Source organism: Streptomyces sp. ICC4 (assembly GCF_003287915.1).
Classification (GTDB): Bacteria; Actinomycetota; Actinomycetes; order Streptomycetales; family Streptomycetaceae; genus Streptomyces; species Streptomyces tritrimontium.
The window spans coordinates 4756102-4778675 of the sequence record NZ_CP030286.1 but is presented as its reverse complement, the minus strand read 5'-3'; the positions used below and the strand labels follow the sequence as shown (position 1 = coordinate 4778675).

Annotated in this window: 29 protein-coding genes and 1 riboswitch; of the genes, 26 read left to right on the top strand and 3 right to left on the bottom strand. The window is 72.3% G+C overall.

The features are described 5' to 3' along the window. Nucleotides 1-76 precede the first annotated feature (76 nt). The 15 genes from DRB89_RS22170 to mobF all read left to right on the top strand — a co-directional run bounded on the left by DRB89_RS22170 (nucleotide 77) and on the right by mobF (nucleotide 13413). Nucleotides 77-271, top strand: coding sequence for a hypothetical protein (locus DRB89_RS22170; protein WP_112450050.1), 195 nt, complete (start codon nucleotides 77-79; stop codon nucleotides 269-271). A 22-nt stretch (nucleotides 272-293) separates the two neighbouring features. Further along, the gene (locus tag DRB89_RS22165; RefSeq protein WP_112450051.1) at nucleotides 294-1439 is read left to right on the top strand and encodes a hypothetical protein; all 1146 of its coding nucleotides are present in this window, start codon (nucleotides 294-296) and stop codon (nucleotides 1437-1439) included. A 155-nt stretch (nucleotides 1440-1594) separates the two neighbouring features. Beyond that, a complete protein-coding gene (locus DRB89_RS22160; protein WP_112450052.1) occupies nucleotides 1595-2065 on the top strand; it encodes a Pycsar system effector family protein in 471 nt (156 codons plus the stop codon). Nucleotides 2066-2107: 42 nt separating this feature from the next. Continuing rightward, on the top strand, nucleotides 2108-2521 hold the full coding sequence (locus DRB89_RS22155; RefSeq protein ID WP_112450053.1) for a hypothetical protein: 414 nt from the start codon (nucleotides 2108-2110) through the stop codon (nucleotides 2519-2521). A gap of 123 nt (nucleotides 2522-2644) precedes the next feature. Next, the gene (locus DRB89_RS22150) at nucleotides 2645-2878 is read left to right on the top strand and encodes a hypothetical protein (RefSeq protein WP_112450054.1); all 234 of its coding nucleotides are present in this window, start codon (nucleotides 2645-2647) and stop codon (nucleotides 2876-2878) included. A gap of 96 nt (nucleotides 2879-2974) precedes the next feature. Continuing rightward, nucleotides 2975-3892 (top strand): DUF4097 family beta strand repeat-containing protein, encoded by a 918-nt coding sequence (locus tag DRB89_RS44770; protein ID WP_112450055.1) that lies wholly within the window; start codon nucleotides 2975-2977, stop codon nucleotides 3890-3892. A 71-nt stretch (nucleotides 3893-3963) separates the two neighbouring features. Further along, nucleotides 3964-4575, top strand: a complete 612-nt coding sequence (locus DRB89_RS22140; protein ID WP_112450056.1) for a hypothetical protein — start codon at nucleotides 3964-3966, stop codon at nucleotides 4573-4575. Beyond that, a complete protein-coding gene (locus tag DRB89_RS22135; protein WP_112450057.1) occupies nucleotides 4572-4901 on the top strand; it encodes a hypothetical protein in 330 nt (109 codons plus the stop codon). Before DRB89_RS22140 ends, DRB89_RS22135 begins: the two co-directional genes overlap by 4 nt. 140 nt (nucleotides 4902-5041) lie before the next feature. Beyond that, nucleotides 5042-5305, top strand: a complete 264-nt coding sequence (locus DRB89_RS22130; protein WP_112450058.1) for a hypothetical protein — start codon at nucleotides 5042-5044, stop codon at nucleotides 5303-5305. Between the two features lies 1 nt (nucleotide 5306). Continuing rightward, a complete protein-coding gene (locus DRB89_RS22125) occupies nucleotides 5307-5735 on the top strand; it encodes an NUDIX hydrolase (protein ID WP_112450059.1) in 429 nt (142 codons plus the stop codon). 114 nt (nucleotides 5736-5849) lie between these two features. Then, nucleotides 5850-6428, top strand: a complete 579-nt coding sequence (locus tag DRB89_RS22120; RefSeq protein ID WP_112450060.1) for a hypothetical protein — start codon at nucleotides 5850-5852, stop codon at nucleotides 6426-6428. A 59-nt stretch (nucleotides 6429-6487) separates the two neighbouring features. Beyond that, nucleotides 6488-7102 (top strand): hypothetical protein, encoded by a 615-nt coding sequence (locus DRB89_RS22115; RefSeq protein ID WP_112450061.1) that lies wholly within the window; start codon nucleotides 6488-6490, stop codon nucleotides 7100-7102. Then, nucleotides 7099-7332: a pRL2-19 gene (locus DRB89_RS22110; RefSeq protein WP_112450062.1), complete on the top strand. Its 234-nt coding sequence runs from the start codon at nucleotides 7099-7101 to the stop codon at nucleotides 7330-7332. The genes DRB89_RS22115 and DRB89_RS22110 overlap by 4 nt, the downstream gene beginning before the upstream one ends. A gap of 332 nt (nucleotides 7333-7664) precedes the next feature. Continuing rightward, complete coding sequence (locus DRB89_RS22105; RefSeq protein WP_112450063.1) at nucleotides 7665-8012, top strand: hypothetical protein; 348 nt, start codon at nucleotides 7665-7667, stop codon at nucleotides 8010-8012. Nucleotides 8013-9066: 1054 nt separating this feature from the next. Further along, nucleotides 9067-13413 (top strand): MobF family relaxase, encoded by a 4347-nt coding sequence (gene mobF, locus DRB89_RS22100; RefSeq protein ID WP_112450064.1) that lies wholly within the window; start codon nucleotides 9067-9069, stop codon nucleotides 13411-13413. A 2-nt stretch (nucleotides 13414-13415) separates the two neighbouring features. Here mobF and DRB89_RS22095 read toward each other — a convergent pair whose 3' ends face one another. After that, nucleotides 13416-13607 carry a hypothetical protein gene (locus DRB89_RS22095; RefSeq protein WP_162688682.1) on the bottom strand — a complete coding sequence of 64 codons (192 nt, stop codon included), beginning with the start codon at nucleotides 13605-13607 and terminating at the stop codon, nucleotides 13416-13418. 111 nt (nucleotides 13608-13718) lie between these two features. On the opposite strand from DRB89_RS22095, the gene DRB89_RS22090 reads away from it, so the two are divergent. Then, complete coding sequence (locus DRB89_RS22090; RefSeq protein ID WP_112450066.1) at nucleotides 13719-14045, top strand: hypothetical protein; 327 nt, start codon at nucleotides 13719-13721, stop codon at nucleotides 14043-14045. Nucleotides 14046-14066: 21 nt separating this feature from the next. On the opposite strand, the gene DRB89_RS22085 is transcribed toward DRB89_RS22090, so the two are convergent. Continuing rightward, nucleotides 14067-14318: a hypothetical protein gene (locus DRB89_RS22085; protein ID WP_112450067.1), complete on the bottom strand. Its 252-nt coding sequence runs from the start codon at nucleotides 14316-14318 to the stop codon at nucleotides 14067-14069. A 171-nt stretch (nucleotides 14319-14489) separates the two neighbouring features. After that, a riboswitch (cobalamin riboswitch) is annotated at nucleotides 14490-14637 on the bottom strand. A 159-nt stretch (nucleotides 14638-14796) separates the two neighbouring features. Between DRB89_RS22085 and DRB89_RS22080 the strand changes: the two genes are divergently transcribed. The 6 genes from DRB89_RS22080 (at nucleotide 14797) to DRB89_RS22060 (ending at nucleotide 17590) form a co-directional block, all read left to right on the top strand. Next, nucleotides 14797-15042 carry a hypothetical protein gene (locus DRB89_RS22080; protein ID WP_112453640.1) on the top strand — a complete coding sequence of 82 codons (246 nt, stop codon included), beginning with the start codon at nucleotides 14797-14799 and terminating at the stop codon, nucleotides 15040-15042. Then, nucleotides 15011-15541 (top strand): DUF6879 family protein, encoded by a 531-nt coding sequence (locus tag DRB89_RS22075; RefSeq protein WP_112450068.1) that lies wholly within the window; start codon nucleotides 15011-15013, stop codon nucleotides 15539-15541. The genes DRB89_RS22080 and DRB89_RS22075 overlap by 32 nt, the downstream gene beginning before the upstream one ends. A gap of 16 nt (nucleotides 15542-15557) precedes the next feature. Beyond that, nucleotides 15558-16403, top strand: coding sequence for a helix-turn-helix transcriptional regulator (locus tag DRB89_RS22070; protein WP_343234559.1), 846 nt, complete (start codon nucleotides 15558-15560; stop codon nucleotides 16401-16403). A 96-nt stretch (nucleotides 16404-16499) separates the two neighbouring features. After that, nucleotides 16500-16667, top strand: a complete 168-nt coding sequence (locus DRB89_RS43775; RefSeq protein WP_204357791.1) for a hypothetical protein — start codon at nucleotides 16500-16502, stop codon at nucleotides 16665-16667. Next, entirely contained in the window at nucleotides 16664-16894 is a 231-nt protein-coding gene (locus DRB89_RS22065; protein ID WP_239516281.1) for a hypothetical protein, read from the top strand. Before DRB89_RS43775 ends, DRB89_RS22065 begins: the two co-directional genes overlap by 4 nt. 111 nt (nucleotides 16895-17005) lie before the next feature. Beyond that, nucleotides 17006-17590 carry a hypothetical protein gene (locus tag DRB89_RS22060; protein ID WP_112450070.1) on the top strand — a complete coding sequence of 195 codons (585 nt, stop codon included), beginning with the start codon at nucleotides 17006-17008 and terminating at the stop codon, nucleotides 17588-17590. Here DRB89_RS22060 and DRB89_RS22055 read toward each other — a convergent pair. After that, entirely contained in the window at nucleotides 17541-17837 is a 297-nt protein-coding gene (locus DRB89_RS22055) for a hypothetical protein (RefSeq protein ID WP_112450071.1), read from the bottom strand. The two genes, DRB89_RS22060 and DRB89_RS22055, sit on opposite strands and share 50 nt — an antisense overlap. 207 nt (nucleotides 17838-18044) lie before the next feature. On the opposite strand from DRB89_RS22055, the gene DRB89_RS22050 reads away from it, so the two are divergent. The 4 genes from DRB89_RS22050 (at nucleotide 18045) to aroB (ending at nucleotide 22360) form a co-directional block, all read left to right on the top strand. Continuing rightward, a complete protein-coding gene (locus tag DRB89_RS22050) occupies nucleotides 18045-18263 on the top strand; it encodes a hypothetical protein (RefSeq protein WP_112450072.1) in 219 nt (72 codons plus the stop codon). Between the two features lie 705 nt (nucleotides 18264-18968). After that, nucleotides 18969-19874 (top strand): hypothetical protein, encoded by a 906-nt coding sequence (locus tag DRB89_RS22040; protein ID WP_112450074.1) that lies wholly within the window; start codon nucleotides 18969-18971, stop codon nucleotides 19872-19874. A gap of 204 nt (nucleotides 19875-20078) precedes the next feature. After that, nucleotides 20079-21263: a chorismate synthase gene (gene aroC, locus DRB89_RS44765; protein ID WP_239516280.1), complete on the top strand. Its 1185-nt coding sequence runs from the start codon at nucleotides 20079-20081 to the stop codon at nucleotides 21261-21263. Continuing rightward, entirely contained in the window at nucleotides 21260-22360 is a 1101-nt protein-coding gene (aroB, locus tag DRB89_RS44760; RefSeq protein ID WP_239516279.1) for a 3-dehydroquinate synthase, read from the top strand. Before aroC ends, aroB begins: the two co-directional genes overlap by 4 nt. The last annotated feature ends 214 nt before the right edge of the window (nucleotides 22361-22574 follow it).

Genomic DNA, 22574 nt, shown 5'->3' with positions numbered 1-22574 from the left:
CCACCTCTTCCACGCGCCCGCCCCGGTCTCCCGGGGCGGGCGCCCGCATGTCGTCACCGAACCGAAGGAGGCTGCAGTGCAGCTCTCGCTCTCCGCCGTCGTGGTCCTGGCCCTCGTGCTCGTCGTCATGATCCGGGGCGGTCACCTCAAGTGGCCCGCCGCCATCGTCGCGGTCCTGTTCGGCTTCTTCCTCGCCGGAACCACCCTCGCGCCCACCGTCCAGCAGGGCGTGGAGGGCGTCACCTCCACCGTCTCCAACATCAACCCGTGACCCAGGAAGAGGTAGCACCGTGATGCCGGACGACCCTTTCCGTACAGCAGGCGACCTGTGGAACAGGCTCGTCGGCCACCAGCCCGCCGTCGCCGCGGCGCTTGCCCTGAAGCTGCGCGAGCTGCCCGACGACTGGACGATGCGCGAGCTGGGCCTCGTACGCCCCGAGGCCGCGCTCGCCCTGCCCTCCTCCGACCCTGAGCACCGGGTGGAGATCGAGCCGAGCGACGCTGGGGACTGGGAGAACTGCCCCGCCTGCGGGGAGGCCGCCGACGACTTCTGTCGCTACCACCGGGGCTACACGGCCGGGTATGAGGCGCTGCACCAGCCGCTGCTGGACGCGATCACCATCGACACGGACGTCACGGTCCGGGTGGCACTCCAGCGAGTGGCCGACGAGGAGGACGCGTCGGCAGACGGTGTGCCGGTTGGCACCGTCTCGGCGGCCAGCCCGGCGGCACAGCCCGCTCCGTCCTCACCCCACCCCAGCACCAGTCAGACCCGTTGGACCCAACACCCCCGGCCTTCCACGGAAGGGCTAGTCGCGAAGATCCGACTGCCCTGGATGAGTCGTGCCGACCGTCGCCTGTGGCGCAGCGCCGACAGCCTCCAGGACCTTGGAGACCGGGTGGCCCTCTGGCTCACCGGCGCCGTCGCGAGCCAGGCCGGCTACCAGCCGCGGTACGGCCCGGACCCCGAGACCGCCCACCTGATCCCGGTCCTCGCCCGCCTCAACCGCTCCGGCCTCATCACCGACTGCTCCCAGCCCGGCATCGAGACCACCGAACCCGACGGCACCCACTGGAGCCAGCGCGCCGCCGTCACCGGCCTGGGCGCCGACACCGGCCTGCTCCGCCGCCTCGCCCTCTCGGCCCGCGACGCCGGCCTCTGGGGCATCGTGCACACCGCCGCGACGCCCGGTGCCGGACGGGACGGCGTCATCGTCACCACCGTGGACGGCGAGCCGTACACGCAGTTCGGCGCCCACATGGACCGCCAGGTGCTGGAGACGATCTGGCCCCCGAACCAGATCGGCCCGGGCGCCCACGAGGGTGTCCTGAGCTCCTGGCAGCTCACGATCGTCGACCCCCAGTACGGCCGGGACGACGTCCTGTGGCCCTTCCTCAGTGAAATCTGTGATGACGTCGAGGCTGATCGAATCGCCTGACCAGCACCGATTACCCCTGTTGGGTCTAACAGGGGCAACATTTGAGAGATGCCAACGAGAAGTTGGCCAATCTCCCGTTGACATGCCAACTGTGAGTTGGCATTCTTTGAGTGTGGGCAGCGGCCCGCACGACCGCGACGAAGGAGTCGAACGCCATGACGCAGTCCTCCACCACCCCGGCCGACACCACCACCGCGCGCCTCGCGCAGGCCCGCACCGACGTCATCGCCGAGATGGGCCGGACCGACGCCAAGGCCTCCGCGCTCCTCACTGTCCTGGGAATCCCGCTCACGGTCCTCATCGCCGCCGTCCCTGGCCGCGACCTCCCCACCGCCGCCACCGTCCTCGTCGGGCTCGGCGCCGCCGGCCTGGCCGCCGCGATGCTCCTGGTCCTCGCGATCGTCCTGCCCCGCCTCGGCGGGGACGCCCGCGGCTCCTACCTCCACTGGGCCACCTGCACGCCCGAGCAGGTGAGTGCCGACCTCGCCGTCGACCGCAGCGCCGAACGGCTCGTAGTCCTCTCCAAGATCGCCCTCAAGAAGATGCGGGCCCTGCGGGTCGCCATCTTCACCACGGCGGGCGCCCTCGGCGCCCTCGCCCTGGCCCTCGCCGCCACCCTCGTCTGACCGTCCCGCACCGCCCGCCCCGCGAACAGGAAGGCCCGCTCCATGACCGAGGTCATCACCACCAACACCCCGGCGCCCTCGCCCCGCAGCATCAGCCTGCGTATCCGCTACGCCGCCGTGGTCGGCGCCGAGCTGATCAGCCCGATCATCGCCGGTGTCGCCGCACTGCTCGCCGCTAACGCCTACCTCCACGACTCCGGACCCGAGGCCGGACGGCTCGCCCTCCTGGGCGGCCTCGCCGTCGCCGCCGGCATCCTCGCCCAGACGTTCTTCGGTGACGCTCTCCGCCGGACCACCGCCCGCATCAACGGGCAACTGCGCGGCGGCCGTACCTGGTCCTGCGCCTCCTGCGGGGCCTCCATCCGCGCGGACCGGTGGTCTGACCACGACATCAACACCGCCGAGCGGCTCCTCGGAGACCCCGACGCCCACGGCTGCACCGGCCTGCGGACCTGATGCACGGGGCGGTCGGCCACCCGGCTACCAACCTTGACGCCGACCGCCCCGCGTCCCAGCCCGCTCCAACCCGGAGCAGGGGGCAGCCACATCGTCCCTCAATCCCGTACGGAGCTGATCCCCATGACCCCCGCCCGACCCGACACCCCCGAGACCGAAGCGGCGAAGAAGCGCCTCGACGACGCCGTCAAGATCCGGGACACCGCCATCGAGGCCGCCCAACGCAGCTACTGGGCGACGGTCAAGGCCGAGATCGAGTTCAAGACCCTCACCCAGAACGCGGTCGCCGCGCACCTCGGATTCTCCCGAGAGCACGTCCGCAAGCAGCTCATCCGCTACACCGCCGACGGCCAGTAGGCCGGCGCAGATCCCAGGGGCGGCCGCAGCATCGGCCAAGAGGCACGGCCGCCCCCGGGGTTCCCCGTCCAGAGCAGGAACCGAGGAGACACCAGCATGCCGCAGACCCGTACCCTCACCGCCCCGCAGGCCGGTCCCATCACCATCGACGCCAGCCTCCTGGGCGCCCACGGGACCGTCACCATCCGCACCGACCGCACCATCAAGGCCGCCGAGATCGCCATCCGCACCACCGACGAGAGCGGCCCCAGCGCCGACGCGGTCCACGGCGCCCGCCTCCAGTGGGACGCCCGCGGCGCGCTCGTCGCCCACGTCAAGGGCAACGGGAGCCAGGGCACCAACCTGGTGACGGGCACCGGCGGTATCCACGTCGTCCAGAACTTCGGCGTGATCACCGGAACGGTCACCGGAGTGGTCATCACCGGCAACGGCAACAGCGTCACCGTCGGCGGCCGACGAGCCGACAGCCGCCAGGGGGTCGTCACCCTGCCCAGCAGCTCGCCGATCGAGATCACGGCGAGGGTCCCCGAGGGCAGCTCGGTCCTGGTCCGCACCCACTCCGGCGACATCCTGGCCACCGGCACGTTCGCCGCCGTCGCGGCCACCACCCAGTCCGGGGAAGTCAGCGTCCCCGGGAAGGCCGAGCAGGTCACTGCCTCCACCCAGTCCGGCGCCATCGACGTGAACGACTCGCCCAGCCTTCACGTCCAGACGCAGTCCGGAGGCATCCGGCTCGGCCGCACCGACGTCGCCGAGGCCACCACGATGTCCGGCTCCGTCACCGTCGCCGACTTCGGCGGCACCGCCCGCCTCAACACGATGTCCGGCGCGATCCGCGTGCACGCCAATGCCGGCGGCGACATCACTGCGAAGTCGATGTCCGGCTCCATCACGGTCACCGCCACCGACCAGGCGCAGGCTGACGGCCTCGACGTGAAGGCCAACAGCATGTCCGGGAGGGTTACCACCCCCCAGCGCAGGAGCATTTCCGGCCCTCGCCGCCGCACCAGCTGACACGCGGCCTGGCGCTCCGCCCGACCACCCACTTCCCCTTCCACCTGCAGCAGAGCAACGGAGACAACCGCATGATCCGCTCCGCCTTACGACTCACCCGCACCCCGGCCATCGAGCGCCTCGCCCTCTTCGGCGCACTCCTCGCCACCTTCGACGCCGTCCACGGATTCTGTGACCACTGGGGCCAGGACTCGACCGTCGCCCGCTGCAAGCGGCTCTACGGCCAGCACTCCGTCTACGCCGACGGCACCACCGTCCAGGAGGGCGACGGCCGGACCGGCGAGGCGACCACGACCGCCTCCACCCGCGGCAGGATCGCCGCGAGCAGGCACGCCGCCGAGTACACCGCGATCCAGACCAGCGCCGCCCTGGCGCTCACCCGGGCCCTCGGCTACCGCATCGGCCCCGGCGCGCTCCTGGCCGGCGCCGTCATCAACGGCGTGACGCACGCCGTAATCGACAGGGGCGCCCTCTTCCTCTGGATCGCCGACCGCACCGGCCGTCGCGGCTACATCGACCACTGCCAGACCGTCCGCCTCGACCCCGACGGCAGCGTCCACGCGGAGGCCAACGGCCCCGGGACCGCGTGGATGGAGCTCGACGAGTCCCTCCACCGGATCATCGGCGTCAGCGCCGCCGCCGTCACCGTCCTGCTCACCACCCACCGAGGTGACCAGCGATGACCCAGTCCCCCGACGCGACCGGCCGCCGCCTGGCCCACCTCCTGGACCTCGCCCGCCACGCCCTCGCCGACGCCCACCGCGAGGCCTCCACCGGCCCCCTCCAGCCCCAGCACCGCCAGCTCATCCTCGACGCCCTGCACCGCCCCGACGGCGGGGACCACGGCCTCCTGCACCTGCTCGGTGACCTCATCACTGACACCAGCCGCGACCTCCCCGAGGGCGACGCCGCCGAACAGCTCGACGAGGCCGCCGGGTACGCCTCCGAATACCCCGCCCAGCGCATCGACCGGGCCCGAGCCGCGCTCGCGGCCCCCGCCCGCCCGTGACCGCCGGCGCCAGGCCCGGCACCTGCCGGGTCTGGTACTGCGGACACTGCCGCGCCGCCTACAAGTCGGTGCCCCCGCTGGTCGACGCCGCATGCACCTGAGACACCCCGGTCGGCACCCTGCACCCGACCACCGTCACCGTGCCGCCCGCCCCGCCGGCCCCGCGCCTCCAGGCCCTCGACGACGACGAGGGCCGCCACCGCGCCCTCGCCCGCCGCGGCCGCCGAGTGAAGGTCACCTTCGAGGCCAAGGTCGACACCGCCTGGCTCACCCGCGGCGCCGACGGACACCAGCACCTCACCGTCCTCGTCATCACCGACGACGGCCATCACCACGCCATCGACACCCGACTCCCCGGCGCCCGCATCGACGCCGCCCACCCCCAAGACAAGGACGCGAACTGAAATGACCGAGACGTTCGAGACCATCCGCTACACGGCCGACGTGGTCGCGATGACGCCCGACGGCCGGGTCCTGCTGATCGAGCGGGACTGGCCGCCGTACGAAGGCATGCTCGCCTTGCCGGGCGGTCATGTGGACGAAGGGGAGACGAGCAGGTCGGCGGCCGCGCGCGAACTGGCCGAGGAGACCGGCGTCCAGGTCGACCCCGAGGAGCTGCTCCAGCTCGGCGTCTGGGACCGGCCCGGCCGTGACCCGCGCGGCCGCTACGTCACGGTCGCGTACGTCGCCGTCGTCCCCGCCGACACCACGGCCGTCGCGGGAGACGACGCCCGCACCACCCGCTGGGTGCCGTGGGACGAGCTGCCGGAGCAGCTGGCGTTCGACCACGCCAGCATCCTCGCCGCGGCCGTGAAGCCGGGTCAGACCCGTTAGACCCAACGCCTCCAACAGGTTCATCCCGGCATTTCCGCCCGCCCGCGCACCACGGAGCGACAGCATGAAGCCCGGGGCCGTCGATACCGGCCCCGGGCTCCACGAGAGGAAACCATGACCACCCCCGACACCACCACCACCGCCGACGGCCCGGTCCTCTCCACCGAGGCCTACGCCGCCGTCGAGAAGGCCGCGAAGAACCGCCGCGCCCTGTACGCGCCCAGCGTCCTGGAGCACGCCGCCGAACTCCTCACCGCCCTGTGGGCCGCCGGCGAGAAGCACGGCGTCGCACCCACCGAGTGGGCCTGGACGACCGACCTCGCGGGCGGAACGCTCGACGTCGTCACCCGCCAGTACGAGAGCGCCCCGAAGCCCGAGCGCACCATCGCGAAGGTCGTCTCCCTGCACGGCCACCTCGTCGCCGCCCTGCAGGAGCTCGGGCTCACCGCCCGGCTCGGCGGCCCGGGCATCCTCGTCGAACGCGGCCCCGACACCCCGCGCGGCGGCCGCGACGGCGATGCCGAAGTCGAGGTCCGCATCCACAGCGACGGCGGCTGGAACTTCTCCTTCGCCGCGCAGGGCGCCCCCGTCATGTCGATCGTGGCCCCCGCGTCCGAGGCCGGCGCCTCCCAGGTCGCCGAGATCGTCCGAGCCTTCGTACGCGGCGAGCTCGGCCCCGTCTTCCGCCACTGACCGACCGACCTCCGGCGGGGCCGCCGAACCCGGCCCCGCTCCTCTTGAGGAGCCCCACCGTGACCGACTGGTCCGACACCACCCTCGTCCGCGTCGCGGACGACTACGACCGCGAGATGGGCGACACCGGCGCCCCGCTCGACTCCCGCTTCGGCCGCTACCTCACCCAAAACCTTGATGGCCTGTGGGAGGAAGACCGCAAGGATCCCGCCGCCTTCCTCGTCTGGGCCTGGTCCATCGCCACCCCGCCGATCATGTCCCCCGGCTACGTCCGCATCCGACCCGATCTCGGCGCGGTGCGGCTCACGCAGTCCCCGTACGACGGCCGCCTCCTGGTCGTCATCGAGACCCCCGTCCAGCACGGACAGCTCACCAAAGACGTGCGCCCGCCGTACGCCGTGCGCGACTGGGAGAGCGACCGGTACTCGTACTCCGACGGACCCCGCGCCCTGCAGGCCCCCGAGGACGAGTCGAAGCCCGCCCTGCTGCTGGCCGCCACCCTGCGCCTGCCGGCGGACGACTGGACCCTGCACCAGCCCGCCGGAACGTGGCCCGTCGAAGAGCTCCTGATCGACGACGCCAAGCAGGCCGTCGCCCTCGCGGTGAAGCAGATCAACGCCTCCGCCGGCCACCGGATCGCCAAGCTCGTCGGCGCCGAAGGAGGCCACTGGTGACCGGCCTGCCCGACCCGGCGCAGATGTCGCACCGCATGCTGATCGCCGTCCTCATGCACCACGGCGGATCCCTGGACCTGCCCGCCGCCGCCCTCGACCGGGACGCGACCGGCACCGCAGACGCCCACCACGCCGTGCAGCTCGCCACCCTCGACGATGGCACCATGCGGCTCTCCGTCGTCGCCCGCCCGCCCGTCGACGACGCTGGTATCGAAGTCCGGGACCTCTGATCCTCCCTCCGCACACGAAGAGAGCGGCCGCGCCGCCCCCTCACGAGCCCCCGACCGCAGGCTTCTGCGGGCGGGGGCTTTTTTTGTGCCCAGGGCGCCGCGTCACGCACGTACGCCAACCTCGTTGGGCACCGGTGAAGACCCCGATCTCCCGCACCCCCGACACCAAAGCACTTCGCCTGGTCGCCGTCGCCCTGCGCTGCCACCTGTGTTCGGACGAGGTCCTCGCTGGCCCGGACCTCACCGTCACCCTCCACAGCTCCGGAACCGCCCGCCAAGTTGCCCTGTGCGGCTCGTGTCATTCCGGCCGGCCTAGCCGAGGGAAGACGGACATGGGACCCGCCGACCTCGTATGGCGGGCGGTGGAGCGCGACGCCACGACCCTGCTCTCCGCGTACGAGGAACGCCGCTGGATTCCGTACCAGGGCGAGCTGGAGTTCGCAGCCGGCCTCGCGCGGATGCCCTGGACCGAGGAGTCGATGCGGGCCGCCGTGCGCGACGCGGACAGCACCGGCATCGACGGGAAACTGATCCACGCTCTGGAAAGCGGAAACGCCTACCTGCTGCTGCGCCATGTCGCCCCCGACGACTCCGCGCTGCACTCGCTCCGTCGCCTGGTCGACGTCCTCGCCACCGCGGCGGAGCAGCCCCGTGGAGGACCCCCCGGGGACGCCGCCTGATCGTCAGAGTGAGCACGGGGGGATGGGGCCGGGGCGGTGTGGAGTACTGCATCGGGGACCGGGCTCCGGCTGCCCGCGCCGCGTGGGTGCGCTTCGTGGTCGAGGCCCAAACCGGTCGTGGGGAGACCGTGCGGACGGGACCGCGAACGGGGACGGTCCCCTTGACGAGCTGTCACGGGGACCGTCCCCCCGACACGTCGTCAGGGGGACGGTCCCCTTGACGAGCTGTCACGGGGACCGTCCCCCTGACGACGTGTCGGGGACCGTCCCCATGGCGTTGGGGACCGTGAATGGGACCGGTCCCCAACACAAGGGGACCGTCGTTGGGGACCGGTCCCCACGGACCAGGTGGACCGGAATCGGGGACCACGGACCACCCGAACCGGCACCCCGGTTCGGTCCGCAGTGCCACCATCCACAGTCCATTCGGTCAGCCGGAAACGGTCCCTGCCGGACCGGTCCGGCAGCCCTGGCGGACCACCAAACCGCGCGGACCAAGGGGTAAAGCAAACGCAAAGTGCGGATGCTCTTCGGTGCGCGCGAGCCGCGATCCGGGGGCCGCTGAACCGCCCTTCGGGACGCGCCCGACACCCGCCCACGGGACGGCTCGGCACCTCCGCGTGCGCGCCCCGATGGGCGGCGCGTGCGTCACGGTCGGACTGATCCAGGCGCCGCTCCGGGCCCGGCCCGGCACCGCCGGCCCTGCCGAAGACCCCGCCCGCAGATCACGCTCCGCGATTATCCCCAACTCGTCGGCCGGCTCACCAATATGCCTGCCCACCCATATCCCCTGATGATCTCTCCAACTCCCAAACACCATCCCTGCCTCTATCGGCCACTCCCCTACAGCTCCACTGTTTGATCCACCATCCATCCCCAACTACTCTCGACCTCCCTTCAACCCATCTCCTTATTCGTATATGTGTTCGATTCCGTTTCATGATCAAAATCTAGGGAGGTACAAAGGGGGTTACCCTCACGGGTAACCCCGGCCGCGGCCGGTGAACTGCAACTGCACAAGCGCACAAGGCGCCTGGGTATATGAGGGGGCGCCGTGGCGTGGGTGACGGAGATCAGCGCGGACGAGCAGGTCGACTACCGGCTGCGCCGTCATGCCGGATGCGGCGTGGCGGAGAGCACCGGGGCGGTCATCGAGCCGGAGCAGGCCCAAGGCGTCGACTCGCAGGATCTCGCGGTTGGTTACCGTCTGAAGTCGGACGGGGTGCTCGTGTGGATGGGCTCCGGGCTGTCCGAGGTCGGTCTCGCCGAGGGCCAGGCGCTCGATCACGAGGGTGAGGAAGCGGCCCGCCGGCTGATGAAGGGCTGCCACCCAAAGACGGGAGCGCGTCTGGCGGGGACGCCGACGTCGGTCCGCGCCCACGAGTCGGCGACGCTCACGGTGGCCCCGTTGGTGAAGGCGATCGAGGCCGCAGCGGAGAAGGCCGGGGTGGAGCCGAAGGACCTGCTGGAGGGCAAGCCGTACCAGCAGAAGAAACTCGCCCAGCAGCAGCGGATGGTCACCCGCAAAGGGGAGGCGCACCGGCTGCACGTCGAGACGCTCCACAAGCTGGCCCGTGCCGCCGGCCTCGACCTCGCCGAGGTATACGGGACCGCCGTGGTGGCGACGGCGTGGGAGAACAAGGACCTCCGCGTCGACTCCCGCGTTCGGGGATGGGACCTGGTCCTGGATCTGCCGAAGAGCGACAGCGTGCTCGCGGGGCTGATGGGTGAGGGCCAGGAGGCGGAGTACCGGGCGATCGTCCACCAGGCGAAGGTGGAGACGTTCCGTCAGCTGGAGCGGTGGATCGGCTACGGCGTCGGCTCCGAGGACGGCCGCCCGGTCCGCCTCGCGACGGGCGGACTGGTCGGCTGGTCCGTCGAGCACCGCTCGGCCCGTCCGATGGGCGACGGCGCCCCGGGCGATCCGCACCTGCACCTGCACACCGTCATCGCGAACATGGCGCTCTGCGAGGACGGGCAGTGGCGCTCGATCGCCAACAGCGGCCGCGATCTGTACCGGCACGCGAGCGCGGCCGACGCCTACTTCAAGGCGCGGGTCAGGTCGCTGGCGCACGAGAAGTTCGGCGTCGAGCGTACCCAGTCGGAGGTCACCCGGGCGTGGGAGATCGACGGGGTGCCCGAGCAGCTGCGTGACGCGTTCAGCCGTCGCTCGGCGATGGTCACCGAGGAGCTCGGCGAGGATGCCACCCGGGAGGAGCAGCAGCGCCTGGGCGCGCAGACCCGACGGGCCAAACACAACGCCGGAACGGACGGGATGCGGGCCTCGTGGCGCCAGCGCGCCGAGGCCGCCGGCGTCGACGTGGACGAGATGGTCGCGGCCGCCGCGCCCGGCGGTCCGGGCCCCGACGGCGGCGTTGCACTCGCGGGGCCCGGCGGGGGTCCGCGGATCCCGCCGCCGGACGTGATCGCCGCGGTGGTCTTCGACCCAGAGACCGGACTCACCGCGAGCAACAAGGCCTTCAGCCGGGCGGAGCTCCTGGCCGCCGTCGCCAACGCCCTCCCGTACGGGATCGGGGCGGAGCCGGCCGCGCTGGAGCGCCTCGTCGACGATGTGCTGGGGGTCGAGGGGTACGCGGTCGGCCTGCCGCACATCGGCTCCACCGTCATGTCCTCCACCGACCGGTTCACGACCCAGGACGTCCTGGACGCCGAGCACGTCGCCGTCACCCAGGCCGTGGCCCGCTTCGGCGACCGCAGCGTCGTCCTGACGGCAGACCAGGCCGCAGCCGCGCTCTCCGTGTTCGAGGTCGCCTCGGGCTTCGCGCTGTCCGCGCAGCAGCGCCAGGCGGTGACGCGTCTGCTGACCGCCGGGAACGGCATCGAGGCCGTCATCGGCGTCGCGGGCGCGGGCAAGTCCACGCTGATGGACGCCTGCCGGATCGCATGGGATGCCACCGGCACCACGTACGCCGGCGCCTGCCTGTCGGCAGTCGGCGCGCAGGGTCTGCAGGACGCCTCCGCGATCCCCTCGCGCACGGTCGCGGCCTGGCTCCAGCAGATCGAGAGCGGCACCGGCCTGACCGGGATCGACGTCCTGGTCCTCGACGAGGCGGTGATGACGGACGACCGGTCCGCTGCCAAGCTCCTCACGGAGGCCGCGCGGACCGGCACGCAGATCATCGCCGTCGGCGACCCGCAGCAGCTCCAGGCGATCGGGATCGGCGGGTGGTTCCGCGAGGTCCACCGCCTGGTCGACGGCGAGGTCCTCACCGAGAACCGCCGCCAGGAGGTCGAGGCCGAACGGCACGCGCTGGAGGTCTGGCGGACCGGCGACCACCAGCAGGCGCTGGAGATGCTCGCCGCCGGCGGACGCGTGCACGCGGTGGAGACCGCGGACGAGGCCCGTTCCGAGATGCTCACCGCGTGGGACGAGCTGCGCCGGCAGTGGCCCGACGAGCAGGACCTGCTGTCCAAGCTCGTCGTCCTGGCCCCCCGCAACACGGACGTGGACGCGTTGAACGCGGGCGCCCAGCAGATCCGGCGGGCCGCGGGCGAACTCGGCGACGAGCACACCTACGCCCTGCCCGGCGGCGCCCACCTCACCCTCGCCGAGGGCGACGTCGTCCGCGTCCGCGTCAACGACTACCGCTCCCGCCGCGGCGAGGGCCCCGACGTGCTGAACGGGTACCGGGCCGTCATCACAGAGGTCACCGACGACCACCGCGTACAGATCACGTGGAGGGCCAAGGACCGCACGGCGGAGTCCGGCTGGAGGAACGAGTCGGCGTGGATGAAGCCCGAGGACATCGCGTCCGGCTCGCTCTCCCTCGGGTACGCGATGACCGTCGCGGCCTCTCAGGGGCTCACGTGCGACACCTCACTGATGTACGGGCTCGGCGCGAACGCGTTCGCGACGTACCCGGGCATCACCCGCGCCCGGCAGGCCAACCACATCTGGCTCCCCTTGCAGGCCATCGAGGACCGGGCCACCCAGGCCCGCCTCGGCGCCGCGCGCTCCGAGACCGAGCTCCTTGAGCGCGCCATCCAGTCCTTCGCGAAGTACCTGGGCCAGTCGAGCCCGGACGGGATGATCTCGGACGAGCTGCGGGCCGCGCCGGAGCCGGTGCGCCTGCCCCAGCAGGTCGAGCACGTGGCCGCCCGCGACGGCGCCGCGGCCTCCCTGCGCCAAGCCGAACCGGAGCCAGCCGAACGCCAGGACAAGGCCGCCGAACGCACCGTCGCGCAGGCCCGGGAAGAAGCGGATGCCAACGCCCGGCGTGTGGTCTCCGCTCGCGCCGCGCGGTCCAAGTCGGCGTCCGTGCAGAGGATGGCGGAGGCGAAGAGCCGGCGCGACGCCGACCGCCAGGCCGCCCTCGCGGACAAGCTCGCCGCCCAGGTCGCTCAGGCCCAGCAGGAGGCCGCGCCACCGCAGGCGGACGTCGAGGTTGCTGCCCAGGAGAGTCCGGCCGCGCTCAGCCCCGAGCAGACGGCCCAGCTCGCCCAGCTGCAGCTGGACCGCGAGATGCGGGAGGTTCCCGCCGCGACCTCACGGCCCTACGGGCTGCGGACCGACCAGGAGCTCGCGCAGAACATCACCTACTTCGGCACCCGGGCCGAGGACTACAGGGAGAAGGCGACCAAAGCCCGCGAGGCACACGAGGCGTTCCGGGCCCGCCTCGACCGGGAGGCAGCCACCGGCACCACCTCCGGACAGCAGTGGGCTAAGGACGCCGACGCCGTACTGCACACCGCCGTGGAACTGCTGGGCACCCACCTCAGGGAGGCCGAGAACGCCGAGCGGGCAGCCGACAAGGCCAAGGAGGCCCGGGAGATCCTCCGGGAGGTCGACAAGTACCGCAACGCCCGCTGGCTCGCCCTGCGCCTGGCCGGCACCAGCCGCAAGGAGGTCCAGGAGCTGAGCGGGCACCACCTCGGGCAGGCCCTGGAAGGCGACGCGGAGGTCCAGCGGGCCCGGCAAGCGAGCCGTGACGCGAAGGACGCGGCGTGGGAGACCGTCCGCAGCAGCAAGTACGCCCAGCTGCTCGGGGCGACCAGCTACCCGCCCCGGGAGGCCCACGAGCTCGGCGAGAAGCTGGCCCAGATGCGGGCCGCCCTGCCCCAGCGCGCCCAGGACATCGACGCCATCAACGAGCGGAAGGCTGCTGGCCTCCACGGGGACGCCGTGAAGTCCGGGGAGCAGGCCGTCTACTGGAGCGGCCACGCCCAGCTCGCGCAGACCGAACAGGCCCGGCGCCAGCAGATCGCCGGGAAGTTCCCCCAGCTGCACGAGCAGGAGACCAGCGCCCGCCTGGTCGAGCAGCAGCGACAGGCCGCCGCAGCCGCCGAGCAGCGCAGGCAGCAGCGGGAGGCCGCGCAGTACGACCCGCCGTCCTACAGCGCGCCGACGCAGACGCAGTCAGGGCCGAGCATGAGTCTGTGACCTCAGGCCCGGGGGCCGGCCCCGAGGCTGCGCCGCACGGTCGCGGCCGTGGTCTCGGTCTGCGGGGCGGGCTGCTGGGGAGTCTCCTCGGCGGCCCTCTCCGCAGCGGTCCGGCCACGGACAGCGCGGAGCGCCTGGTCGTCGTCGAGTGGAACCGGACCGTGCCCGAGAGGGCGGCGTTGCGTGGTGCTCACCGCCGCAGTCTCGCAGCAGGGGTGACGGGCCGTCTGACCGAGGGGTGCACCAACTCGGGCCACGACGAGGATGATGTACGCGGACACGAAGACCAGCAACGGGAGGCGCGCATGGACACGGAGCAGTACGAGGTGCGTACCGCCGGGACAGCGGTCTTCACCGACTCCTCATCGGGGCACTGGTCTCGGATGCCGGCGCTCTGCCGCGAGTGCGACGCCCGCACAGGTCTGACGTTCACCGCGCGCGGGGCCGACGCCTGGATCACCTGCCCCGAGAGCCACGTCACCCGGGACTGGAGGCTGAGCCCCGAGGCCGTACGGGACGTCGCCTCGGTGGTCGCCACGTCCGGCGACACCGTGGTGCCCGCCACCGCCGAGATCTGGCTCAAGGTCCGCAGCAACCAGGAGATCCTCTCCGACTGCGAAGACATCGCCTGAGACCAGCCACCCCCGCGAGCGCTACCGGATGGGCTTGGCTGAACCCGGGTTTGCCTCGGGCACTTCGGAGCGCGCCGGGGCCTCCTGTCCGAACCCAGGGGTCAGCAGAAGCCCAAGGAGGGTGGCCACGGCCGCCCCGGAGGCGATCGACGCCACCAGGTCGCCACGGCCGTCGGCCCCTTGGCTTTTCGCCGTGTACTTGAAGACCACGATGCCGATGGCGAAGGCCACCACGATGAGCAGGGCCGCCAGCGGGGCGATCTGAATGGTCACGAAGTTCCTCCAAGCTGTGACCGCCGTCGAACGGCGGCGACTCGTCTGCGTACGCAGACCTCAGCTCTTCTGTGGAGAGACTCGGGGTTGGACAGCAAAGCCGTCCGATCCATCACGGATCATGGTTCTTGAGGTGCGTCCCGAAGCCCAGCCGAGAAGAGCCGGGCACGTCGCACGGCACTCTTGGTCGGCAGGTCCTCGGACTCCCCACCCAGTTGGGGCGGATACCGTTGCGGGACAGTTCCGGATTCGCACCGGATTTCCCTGCGTCGTCCAACAGCCTGATTCTACAGGCCGTGCCGTCCATCAACCGATCCGTTCATGGATGCCCGGCCGACGCGCGTCGGTGGACCCGATCCGGTTGTCCAGGAAGGGCTCCAGGCACGCGTTCGGGTCGTTCTCTGGTCGGCGAGCCCGGCTTCCTGCTCCACTGGGATGAGCGCAATTTCCCGCAAGCAGAGCGATGCAGGAGGCTGTCATGGCACTACGGTTCATCGGTATCGACCCGGACTCCGACACCGGGCAGTGCCCGACGGTGTGGGTCGACGAGGACACGGCTGACGTGGTCATCCAGGGCTGGAATGCGGATGAGGCGCTGCTCGCCCAGTGCCTGAAGACGGGATCGATCCCGCCTACCGAGGGCGTCGTACGGATCCCCGCGCGGATGGCGGCGCTGTTGAGGGAGGCGTGCGATGAAGCAGAACGACGTCGTGCCGGGCTTTGACGTCCTGCTGGACGGCGCCCAGCACTCTGCCCTCCACCTGGAGATGCGCGACGGGTACGGAGTCGCGGCGGAGTCCGCCGGCTTCGCCGACTGGCTGACCACCGGTACCCGCAACACCGACCCCGACTCGGACTACTGGGCGTTCTGGACCGGCCTGGTCCGCCGCACCGTCGCCCGCGGGGTGACCGTGCGGCGGGCCCGGATCGTCTCCGAGCCGCTGTCGGACTACTCGGAGTACAGCCACGCCGGGGCGGTGGTGAACATCGCGGCCGGCGAGGAGATCCGCTACCTGCCCCGCCGCCACGCCTCCGACATCGCGCTCCCCGGCAACGACTTCTGGCTGATCGACGGCCGCCTCATCCGCTGGAACCACTTCACCGGCAACGGCACCCCCGCCGGAGGAGAAATGTCCGACGACCCCACCGTCGCCGCACTGTGCGCGGCCGCGTTCACGGCCGTGTGGGAACGCGCCGTCCCCTACGAGGACTACAAGCCCTAGCCGGAGCAACACGCTGATGACCTCGCCCCTGTCCAGTGCCCAGGCCGCCCGCACCGCGCTCGCCACGCGCCTGCGGCACCTTCGCCTGGACGCGGGTCTGGCCGGCCACCAGCTCTCGGTCGCGTGCGGCTGGCACCCGGCGAAGACCTCCCGGATCGAGAACACCAGGGCCCTGCCCTCCGACGCCGACATCCGCGCCTGGTGTACGGCCTGCGGCGCCGACGGCCAGGCCGAGGACCTGATCGCCGCCGCCCGCAGCGCCACCTCCATGTACGTGGAGTGGAAGCGCCTGAACCGGGCCGGGCTGGCCAGCCTGCAGAAGGAGATCGTCCCCCTGGTCGAGCGCACCCGCGCCTTCCGCGTGTACTGCTCCCACGTCGTCCCCGGCCTGCTGCAGACACCCGAGTACGCGGCCGCCGTCATCACCGCGTACGGCACGTTCCACGGTGCTGCCGACGACGTCGAGGCCGCAGCGGCGGCCCGGGTGAAGCGGTCCAGGGTCCTGCACAAGCGCGGCCGCCAGTTCGCCTTCCTCATCGAGGAATCCGTTCTGCACTCCCGCATCGCCGCCCCGGAGACCATTGCCGCCCAGCTGGAGCACTTGGCCGAGCTCGCCAGGCTGCCGCAGATCTCCCTCGGCGTGGTCGCCACCCGCGCCCCGCGGCCGCTGTGGTCGATGGAGTCCTTCACCATCTACGACGACGTCCAGGTCGGCATCGAGCTGCTGTCCGCACGGGTCACCATCACCGCGCCCGGCGAGGTCGCCACCTACGAGCAGGCCTTCGCCGACCTCGCCGCAACCGCCGTCTACGGGGCCGGCGCCATCGCCCTGATCCAGCGGGCCGCCGCAGCGCACGGGTGAAGGTCCGCAATTTTCCGCAAGAACGTTGAGCGGCCTCTGTCCGGATCCCTAGCTTCAAGGGTGTTGGGATTCCACCGGCAGCACGGAGGCCCCCTGATGAGCGCACCCACCAACAGCCCGGAGCCCACCCAGTGGACCCTGGCACAGCCCGCCTACGGCACCCCCTCCCCCGAGCTGCTGGCCCGCGCGGACCGTGGCCTTGCCCGCTTCCTCGGCGACCAGGACGAGGAGCAGGAGAGCGCCACCGACGGGGGCGAAGCGTGAAGGAGAAGGCCGAGCTCGCCCTGGGCCGCGAGGAACACCCGCTGCTGGGCCACCGGGTCCGCGACATCGCCTCCGGCACCGAGGGCGAACTGATGGCCGTCGTCCTCGAGGAAGTCGACACCCACACCGGCCCGCACTGGACCCGCCGCGCCTACATCCTCCCCGAGACCGGCGGCCGCGAGCTGCCGACCGCCGTGGGCAACATCGAACCCCACGGGGCCCCCTGACCGCTCCGCACCCGGGCGGACGACCGACCCCGGGTGTGGAGCCCAGCACCGCCGTACCAGCCCGACCACGGGCGTACGGGCACCACATCCGACCGCAGAGAGGGCACCTCCATGACCACCGTCATCCAGCCCGAGACCGTCGCCCAACGAGCCCGGGAGATCCTCGCCGTCTGGGAGGCCGACCCCGAATTCGGCCGCCTGTGGGAGAGCTGCGCGAAGTACAACAGCGACTGGACCGACTGCTTCGGGTACACCGTCATCGACCGCTACGACGCCTTCGCGGACGCCCCGGCACTGTTCGTTGAGACGATGCGCGCCATGGCGCTGAAGTCCGCGATGTACGAGCTCACCGGCCTCGACGAGAAGGCCGCCGAACTTGCGCTGCCGGTCCCGGTCGACGTCATGTCGCACGCGCTGATCGCCCAGTTCACCGTCATGTCCCGCATCCAGAGGCGGACCGGCATCCTCTTCGTCCACGCCACGGACATGGAGGACGGGATGTCCGGCGGAACCTGGGTCCCGGGCGACTTCACCCACCAGTGCTACCGCGCGGCCTTCGGCCCGGTGAACGAACGGTTCTGGATCGACGCCGGCGAGACCGAGCGCCGCCGCCGGATCCTGGACGGCCTCTACGCCGAGATCGGCATCACCGAGCGAGGAAAGAAGGCAGCCATCGCCTTCGCGGCCGCGGCGTAGCCGCCGGCTCGTCGTCCAGCGCGATCGGCTTCGGCGGCGGTGCGATCCGGTCCGGCTCCACCCCGATCTTGTGCGGGTGGACACAGGCCGGGGTGCCGTCGGCGGTGTAGCGCCAGCCGTCGGCCGGGTTGAACGGGCACTCCCAGGACGGCCGGTCGTAGACCACGAAGGCCTCGCGCGGCAGCCGCTTCGAGGGGCAGATCCCGCACGCCGGATGGTCCTCGCCCGAGGCGAAGGGCTCACTCATTCCGGCACCGTAGCGCCCCCCAGCACCCTCTGGAGGCCAACCACACGAACGAGGACGGAGCCCACCCCGGAGCCCTGGGGTGGGCTCCGCCGTGCCTTCCGTAACTGATCAGATGACATCAGACCCATTGGACCCAACAGGGTCAATGGCCTGTCATCCAGAGATGTCACCTTGCCCTTGAAATCGAACATGTGAGCTACTGAGGAGATGGCTCCGCTTTTCCCCCACGACCTGATCCGCCTCCAGCACGAGTGGATCCGCACCTACGAGGCGCTCGCCCGGCTCACCCCTACACAGGGCTCCACAGACCTGCGTCGCCGGCTCATCGACCTGTCCGGCGTGCTGGCCGCCCACCCCTACTGGGCGGCTCCCGGATGCTCGCCTGCTCGGCGTACCGAGCTGCTGCGCCGGGCCCGCGCGGTGTGAGGGGCAACGACGCGGAGGGCCCGCCCCCGGTCAGGGTGCTGCTGCCGGACGGGCAGGCGCTGGTCGGCGGGCTGCGGGGATGGACCAGGTCCCCTGCAGGTGCGTGGCTGGGCGAGGTGACGCTCACGGTGTGGCAGGAGCGGGACGGCGGAGTCGTCGAGGCCGCGGAGCATCAGATCACGCTGCCCTCCACTCACGTGCGGCCCCTGGCGGGCGTCTCCTACCGTGCCGTCCGTACCCGGGGAACGGTGCAGGCTGCCGTCCGTGGACCGTCCAGTTCGGCGTACGTCGAAGGGGTCTGGCCGCCCTCCGGAGACCGCTGGATCGTGTGTCCAGGAGGCCTGGTTCCCGGCGCCCGGACGGTTCACCATGCCGGCTGCTGGCTTCCCGCTGATGGCGGCGCAGTCCTGAGTGGTGATGAGGCGCGGGTCGTCCTCGCAGAGTCAGGTGTGAGCGCCTGCGAAATCTGCGGCGTCGACCGCCTGAAGTCCTCCGGGTAGCCGGCCAGCCCCTGCGACGTCCTCGTATCCGCTCTCCGTCTGTACGCCTGGAGCGGTCGGCCTCCGCCGCCTGGTGCTCCGGCTCCTGCTCCAGGCAGGCGTGGAGGAAACCTGTACGGCTTCCTGTCCTCTTCGCAGGTCACAGTGCCTCTCACGTCACCACGAGCAGCGGTGGCGCGTGCCAAGTAAGGACAGAGAGAAGGCCATGGAGATGGAGAAGACGCCGGGGGCGTACCGGGTACGGGCAGAGCGCCGGCGCACGGTGCGCGGGACCGGGGAGACCCGGGGCGACGGCTGGATGCGCACCGAGGCCGACGAGAAGCTGCTCGCACTGGCGACGCGGTACGGGACGCTGACCCTGCACCAGGCAGCCGCCGCGTGCTGGGGCGGGAGACTCGAGACCGCACGGCTGCGGACCCGGGTGATGGCGGAGGCCGGACTCCTGGACCGCTCCGCGGAGGTGAGGTGGGCGGGCACCGTCGTGTGGACCACCGAGCGCGGAGCGCGCATCGCGGGCACCGGGCTGTCGGCGCCGTCCCGGCCGGGTGAGCGGATGCTGCACCGCCTGGCGCTGGCCGACGTCGGGCTTGCTTTGGAGGCGGCCGGGAACGTGCTGTTCACGGAACGGGAGGTCCGTGCGGCGGAGGCGGTCCCCGGGAGGCCGGCGGAGCTCCTCGCGGACCTCGGCGTCCCCGGGGTGCCCGAGGGCGCACGGCGCGGGGAAACCCTCGCGGTCCCCGCCGGTACCCGCGCGGTCCACTGGCCGGACCTGGTCCTCGTCCCGCCCGGAGGGCCCGTGGTCGCCATCGAGGTCGAACTCACCCCGAAGACCAACAGCGAGCTGCGGGCGAACCTGCGCGCCTACCAACAGGCCCGCCGCCGGGTCGTCTACCTCGGCGCCGCCCCGGTCGTGCGCCAACTCCGAGGCCGCCTCAGCCCCAGCGGCCGGTGGATCGACGGCGTCGCCCAGGACGCCGGGCTGCTCCCGCCCGGAGAGCCTGCCCCGGATGCCAGCGGGCTCCTGCGCGTACGACCGCTCACGATCGCGGACCCCGGCGTCGCCCGCCGGATCGAAGTACACGCCGGGCGCTACCGCCGCCTGGACGGGTAGCTGGGACGGAGGCTCCGGGCAGTGAATGGGTGGGGTGGATGAGGGGTGTGGGGAGAAGGCGGAACGGGGTAAAAAGCAGTCAAACAGGATTGCAGCCAGTCTCGTGGGCTCGGAGATGTGCATAGGAGACAGCCGCACACGGCACCGCCCCCCGCACCGCACACCCCGCCGGCGCAGCGCGCGCCGCACGACAGAGGATCACCCTTGAGCACTTTGCGATGGCTCACCGCGGGCGAATCGCACGGCCCCGCACTCACCGCCGTCCTCGAAGGCCTGCCCGCCGGAGTGGAGATCTCCACCAAAGCGGTCGCCGACTCCCTGGCCCGCCGCCGCCTCGGCCACGGCCGGGGCGCCCGGATGGCCTTCGAGCGGGACGAGGTGGCCTTCCTCGGCGGCGTCCGCCACGGCCTCACCCAGGGCGGACCGGTCTCGATCCAGATCGGCAACACCGAATGGCCCAAGTGGCAGACGGTGATGTCCGCCGACCCCGTCGACGCGGAAGTCCTCGCCGGCCGGGCGCGCAACGCCCCGCTCTCCCGCCCCCGACCCGGCCACGCCGACCTCGCCGGCATGCAGAAGTACGGATTCGACGACGCCCGGCCGGTGCTGGAGCGGGCCAGCGCCCGCGAGACCGCCGCCCGCGTCGCCCTCGGAGAGGTCGCCCGCGCCCTCCTGTGGCAGGCGTACGGGATCACCGTCGTCAGCCACGTCGTCTCCCTCGGCGCGGCCGCCGCCCCCGAGGGCGTGGTGCCCGGCCCCGGCGACACCGAACGCGTCGACTCCGACCCGGTGCGCTGCCTCGACCCCGAGGCCTCCGCCGCCATGGTCGCCGAGGTCGACCGGGCCCACCAGGACGGGGACACCCTCGGCGGAGTCGTCGAGGTCCTCGCCTACGGGCTGCCGCCGGGCCTGGGCAGCCACGTCCACGGCGACCGGCGCATCGACTCCCGGCTGGCCGCCGCCCTCATGGGCATCCAGGCCATCAAGGGCGTCGAGTTCGGCGACGGCTTCGGCCTCGCCCGGGTCCCCGGCTCCCTGGCGCACGACGAGATCGAGCGGGGCGAGGACGGCATCCGCCGCCGCACCGCCCGCTCCGGCGGCGTCGAAGGCGGCATGACCACCGGCGAACCGCTGCGCGTGCGCGCCGCGATGAAGCCCATCGCCACCGTGCCGCGCGCCCTGGCCACGATCGACGTCGCCACCGGCGAGCCAGCCGCCGCCCACCACCAGCGCTCCGACGTCTGCGCGGTGCCCGCCGCGGCCGTCGTCGCCGAGGCCATGACCGCGCTGGTCCTCGCCCACGCCGCGCTGGAGAAGTTCGGCGGCGACTCCCTCGCCGAGACCTCCCGCAACCACCGGGGCTACCTCGAGAACCTGGCCGTCCGGTGAGCGCCCCGACCCTGGCGGGGAGCCCGACGGGAAGCACCACGGGACGCACCCGCATCCCCATCGGCGGCGAACGGCCGTACGAGGCCGTAGTGGGCCGCGGCCTGACCGGCGAGACCGGCCGCGTGCTGGGCGCCGGACCGCTGCGGGTGGCCGTCGTCCACTCCAGGACCCTGCTGACCACGGCCCGCGCGATCGCACGCGAACTCACCGACGAGGGACGCATCGTCGTCTCCCTCGAAGTGCCCGAGGGCGAAGCCGCCAAGGACATGACCGTCGTGGTGGGCCTGTGGCGAGCCCTCGCGGACGCCGGGTTCACCCGTTCCGACGCCGTCGTGGCCGTCGGCGGCGGGGCCACCACCGACCTCGCCGGTTTCGCCGCCGCCGGCTGGCTGCGCGGCGTACGGCTCGTGCTCGTGCCGACCACCCTGCTCGGCATGGTCGACGCCGCCATCGGCGGGAAGACCGCCGTCAACCTGCCCCAGGGCAAGAACCTCGTCGGCGCCTTCCACCCGCCCGCCGGGGTCCTGTGCGACCTGGACCTGCTGGACACCCTGCCCCCCGCCGACTACGCCAGCGGCCTCGCCGAGGTCATCAAGGCCGGCTTCATCGCCGACCCGGAGATCCTGCGCCTGGTCGAGGAGGACCCGGCCGGCGCCTTCCACACCCGCGAGCTCGTGGAACGCGCCATCCGCGTCAAGGCGGAGGTCGTCACCGAGGACTTCAGGGAAGACGGCCGCCGCGAACACCTCAACTACGGCCACACCCTCGGCCACGCCATCGAGCGCGTCGCCGGCTACCGCGTCCGCCACGGCCACGCGGTGGCCGCCGGCATGGTCTTCGCCGCCGAACTCGCCCGCCTCGACGGCCGGCTGTCCGCCGCCGAGGCGCAGCGCCACCGCACCCTCCTCGCCGCCGCCGGCCTGCCCACCGGCCACACCGGGGCCTGGGCGCCGCTGCGCGACGCGATGAGCATCGACAAGAAGACCCGCGGCAACCGGCTGCGCCTGGTCGTCCTCGACGCCATCGGCCGCCCCGCCCTGCTCACCGCCCCGGACGAGGCCCTCCTCGCCGCGGCCTACGAGCGGCTGAGCCGGTGACCCGGCCCGCCGTCCGCTACGCCCGCGCCCGCGCGCGCCGCTGCGCCCGCGCCGCCGCGGGCGCAGCGGCCCGGTTCCCCTTCCCGGCCCCGCTCCTGCTGCCCGCCGCGGGTCCCGCCGGGGCCGCAGTTCCCCGTGCCCGCGCCGCAGTCCCCGGTGCCCGCGCCGCAGTCCCCGTACCCGCCGGGGCAGTCGCACTCGCACTCGCATCCGC

What these genes read in the sequence shown, in the direction of transcription:
- DRB89_RS22165 (WP_112450051.1), top strand. Translation starts at nt 294, where the DNA reads ATGCCGGACGACCCTTTCCGTACAGCAGGCGACCTGTGGAACAGGCTC.
- DRB89_RS22160 (WP_112450052.1), top strand. Translation starts at nt 1,595, where the DNA reads ATGACGCAGTCCTCCACCACCCCGGCCGACACCACCACCGCGCGCCTC.
- DRB89_RS22155 (WP_112450053.1), top strand. Translation starts at nt 2,108, where the DNA reads ATGACCGAGGTCATCACCACCAACACCCCGGCGCCCTCGCCCCGCAGC.
- DRB89_RS22150 (WP_112450054.1), top strand. Translation starts at nt 2,645, where the DNA reads ATGACCCCCGCCCGACCCGACACCCCCGAGACCGAAGCGGCGAAGAAG.
- DRB89_RS44770 (WP_112450055.1), top strand. Translation starts at nt 2,975, where the DNA reads ATGCCGCAGACCCGTACCCTCACCGCCCCGCAGGCCGGTCCCATCACC.
- DRB89_RS22140 (WP_112450056.1), top strand. Translation starts at nt 3,964, where the DNA reads ATGATCCGCTCCGCCTTACGACTCACCCGCACCCCGGCCATCGAGCGC.
- DRB89_RS22135 (WP_112450057.1), top strand. Translation starts at nt 4,572, where the DNA reads ATGACCCAGTCCCCCGACGCGACCGGCCGCCGCCTGGCCCACCTCCTG.
- DRB89_RS22125 (WP_112450059.1), top strand. Translation starts at nt 5,307, where the DNA reads ATGACCGAGACGTTCGAGACCATCCGCTACACGGCCGACGTGGTCGCG.
- DRB89_RS22120 (WP_112450060.1), top strand. Translation starts at nt 5,850, where the DNA reads ATGACCACCCCCGACACCACCACCACCGCCGACGGCCCGGTCCTCTCC.
- DRB89_RS22105 (WP_112450063.1), top strand. Translation starts at nt 7,665, where the DNA reads ATGGGACCCGCCGACCTCGTATGGCGGGCGGTGGAGCGCGACGCCACG.
- DRB89_RS22090 (WP_112450066.1), top strand. Translation starts at nt 13,719, where the DNA reads ATGGACACGGAGCAGTACGAGGTGCGTACCGCCGGGACAGCGGTCTTC.
- DRB89_RS22080 (WP_112453640.1), top strand. Translation starts at nt 14,797, where the DNA reads ATGGCACTACGGTTCATCGGTATCGACCCGGACTCCGACACCGGGCAG.
- DRB89_RS22075 (WP_112450068.1), top strand. Translation starts at nt 15,011, where the DNA reads ATGAAGCAGAACGACGTCGTGCCGGGCTTTGACGTCCTGCTGGACGGC.
- DRB89_RS22070 (WP_343234559.1), top strand. Translation starts at nt 15,558, where the DNA reads ATGACCTCGCCCCTGTCCAGTGCCCAGGCCGCCCGCACCGCGCTCGCC.
- DRB89_RS43775 (WP_204357791.1), top strand. Translation starts at nt 16,500, where the DNA reads ATGAGCGCACCCACCAACAGCCCGGAGCCCACCCAGTGGACCCTGGCA.
- DRB89_RS22060 (WP_112450070.1), top strand. Translation starts at nt 17,006, where the DNA reads ATGACCACCGTCATCCAGCCCGAGACCGTCGCCCAACGAGCCCGGGAG.
- DRB89_RS22055 (WP_112450071.1), bottom strand. Translation starts at nt 17,837, where the DNA reads ATGAGTGAGCCCTTCGCCTCGGGCGAGGACCATCCGGCGTGCGGGATC.
- DRB89_RS22050 (WP_112450072.1), top strand. Translation starts at nt 18,045, where the DNA reads ATGGCTCCGCTTTTCCCCCACGACCTGATCCGCCTCCAGCACGAGTGG.
- DRB89_RS22040 (WP_112450074.1), top strand. Translation starts at nt 18,969, where the DNA reads ATGGAGATGGAGAAGACGCCGGGGGCGTACCGGGTACGGGCAGAGCGC.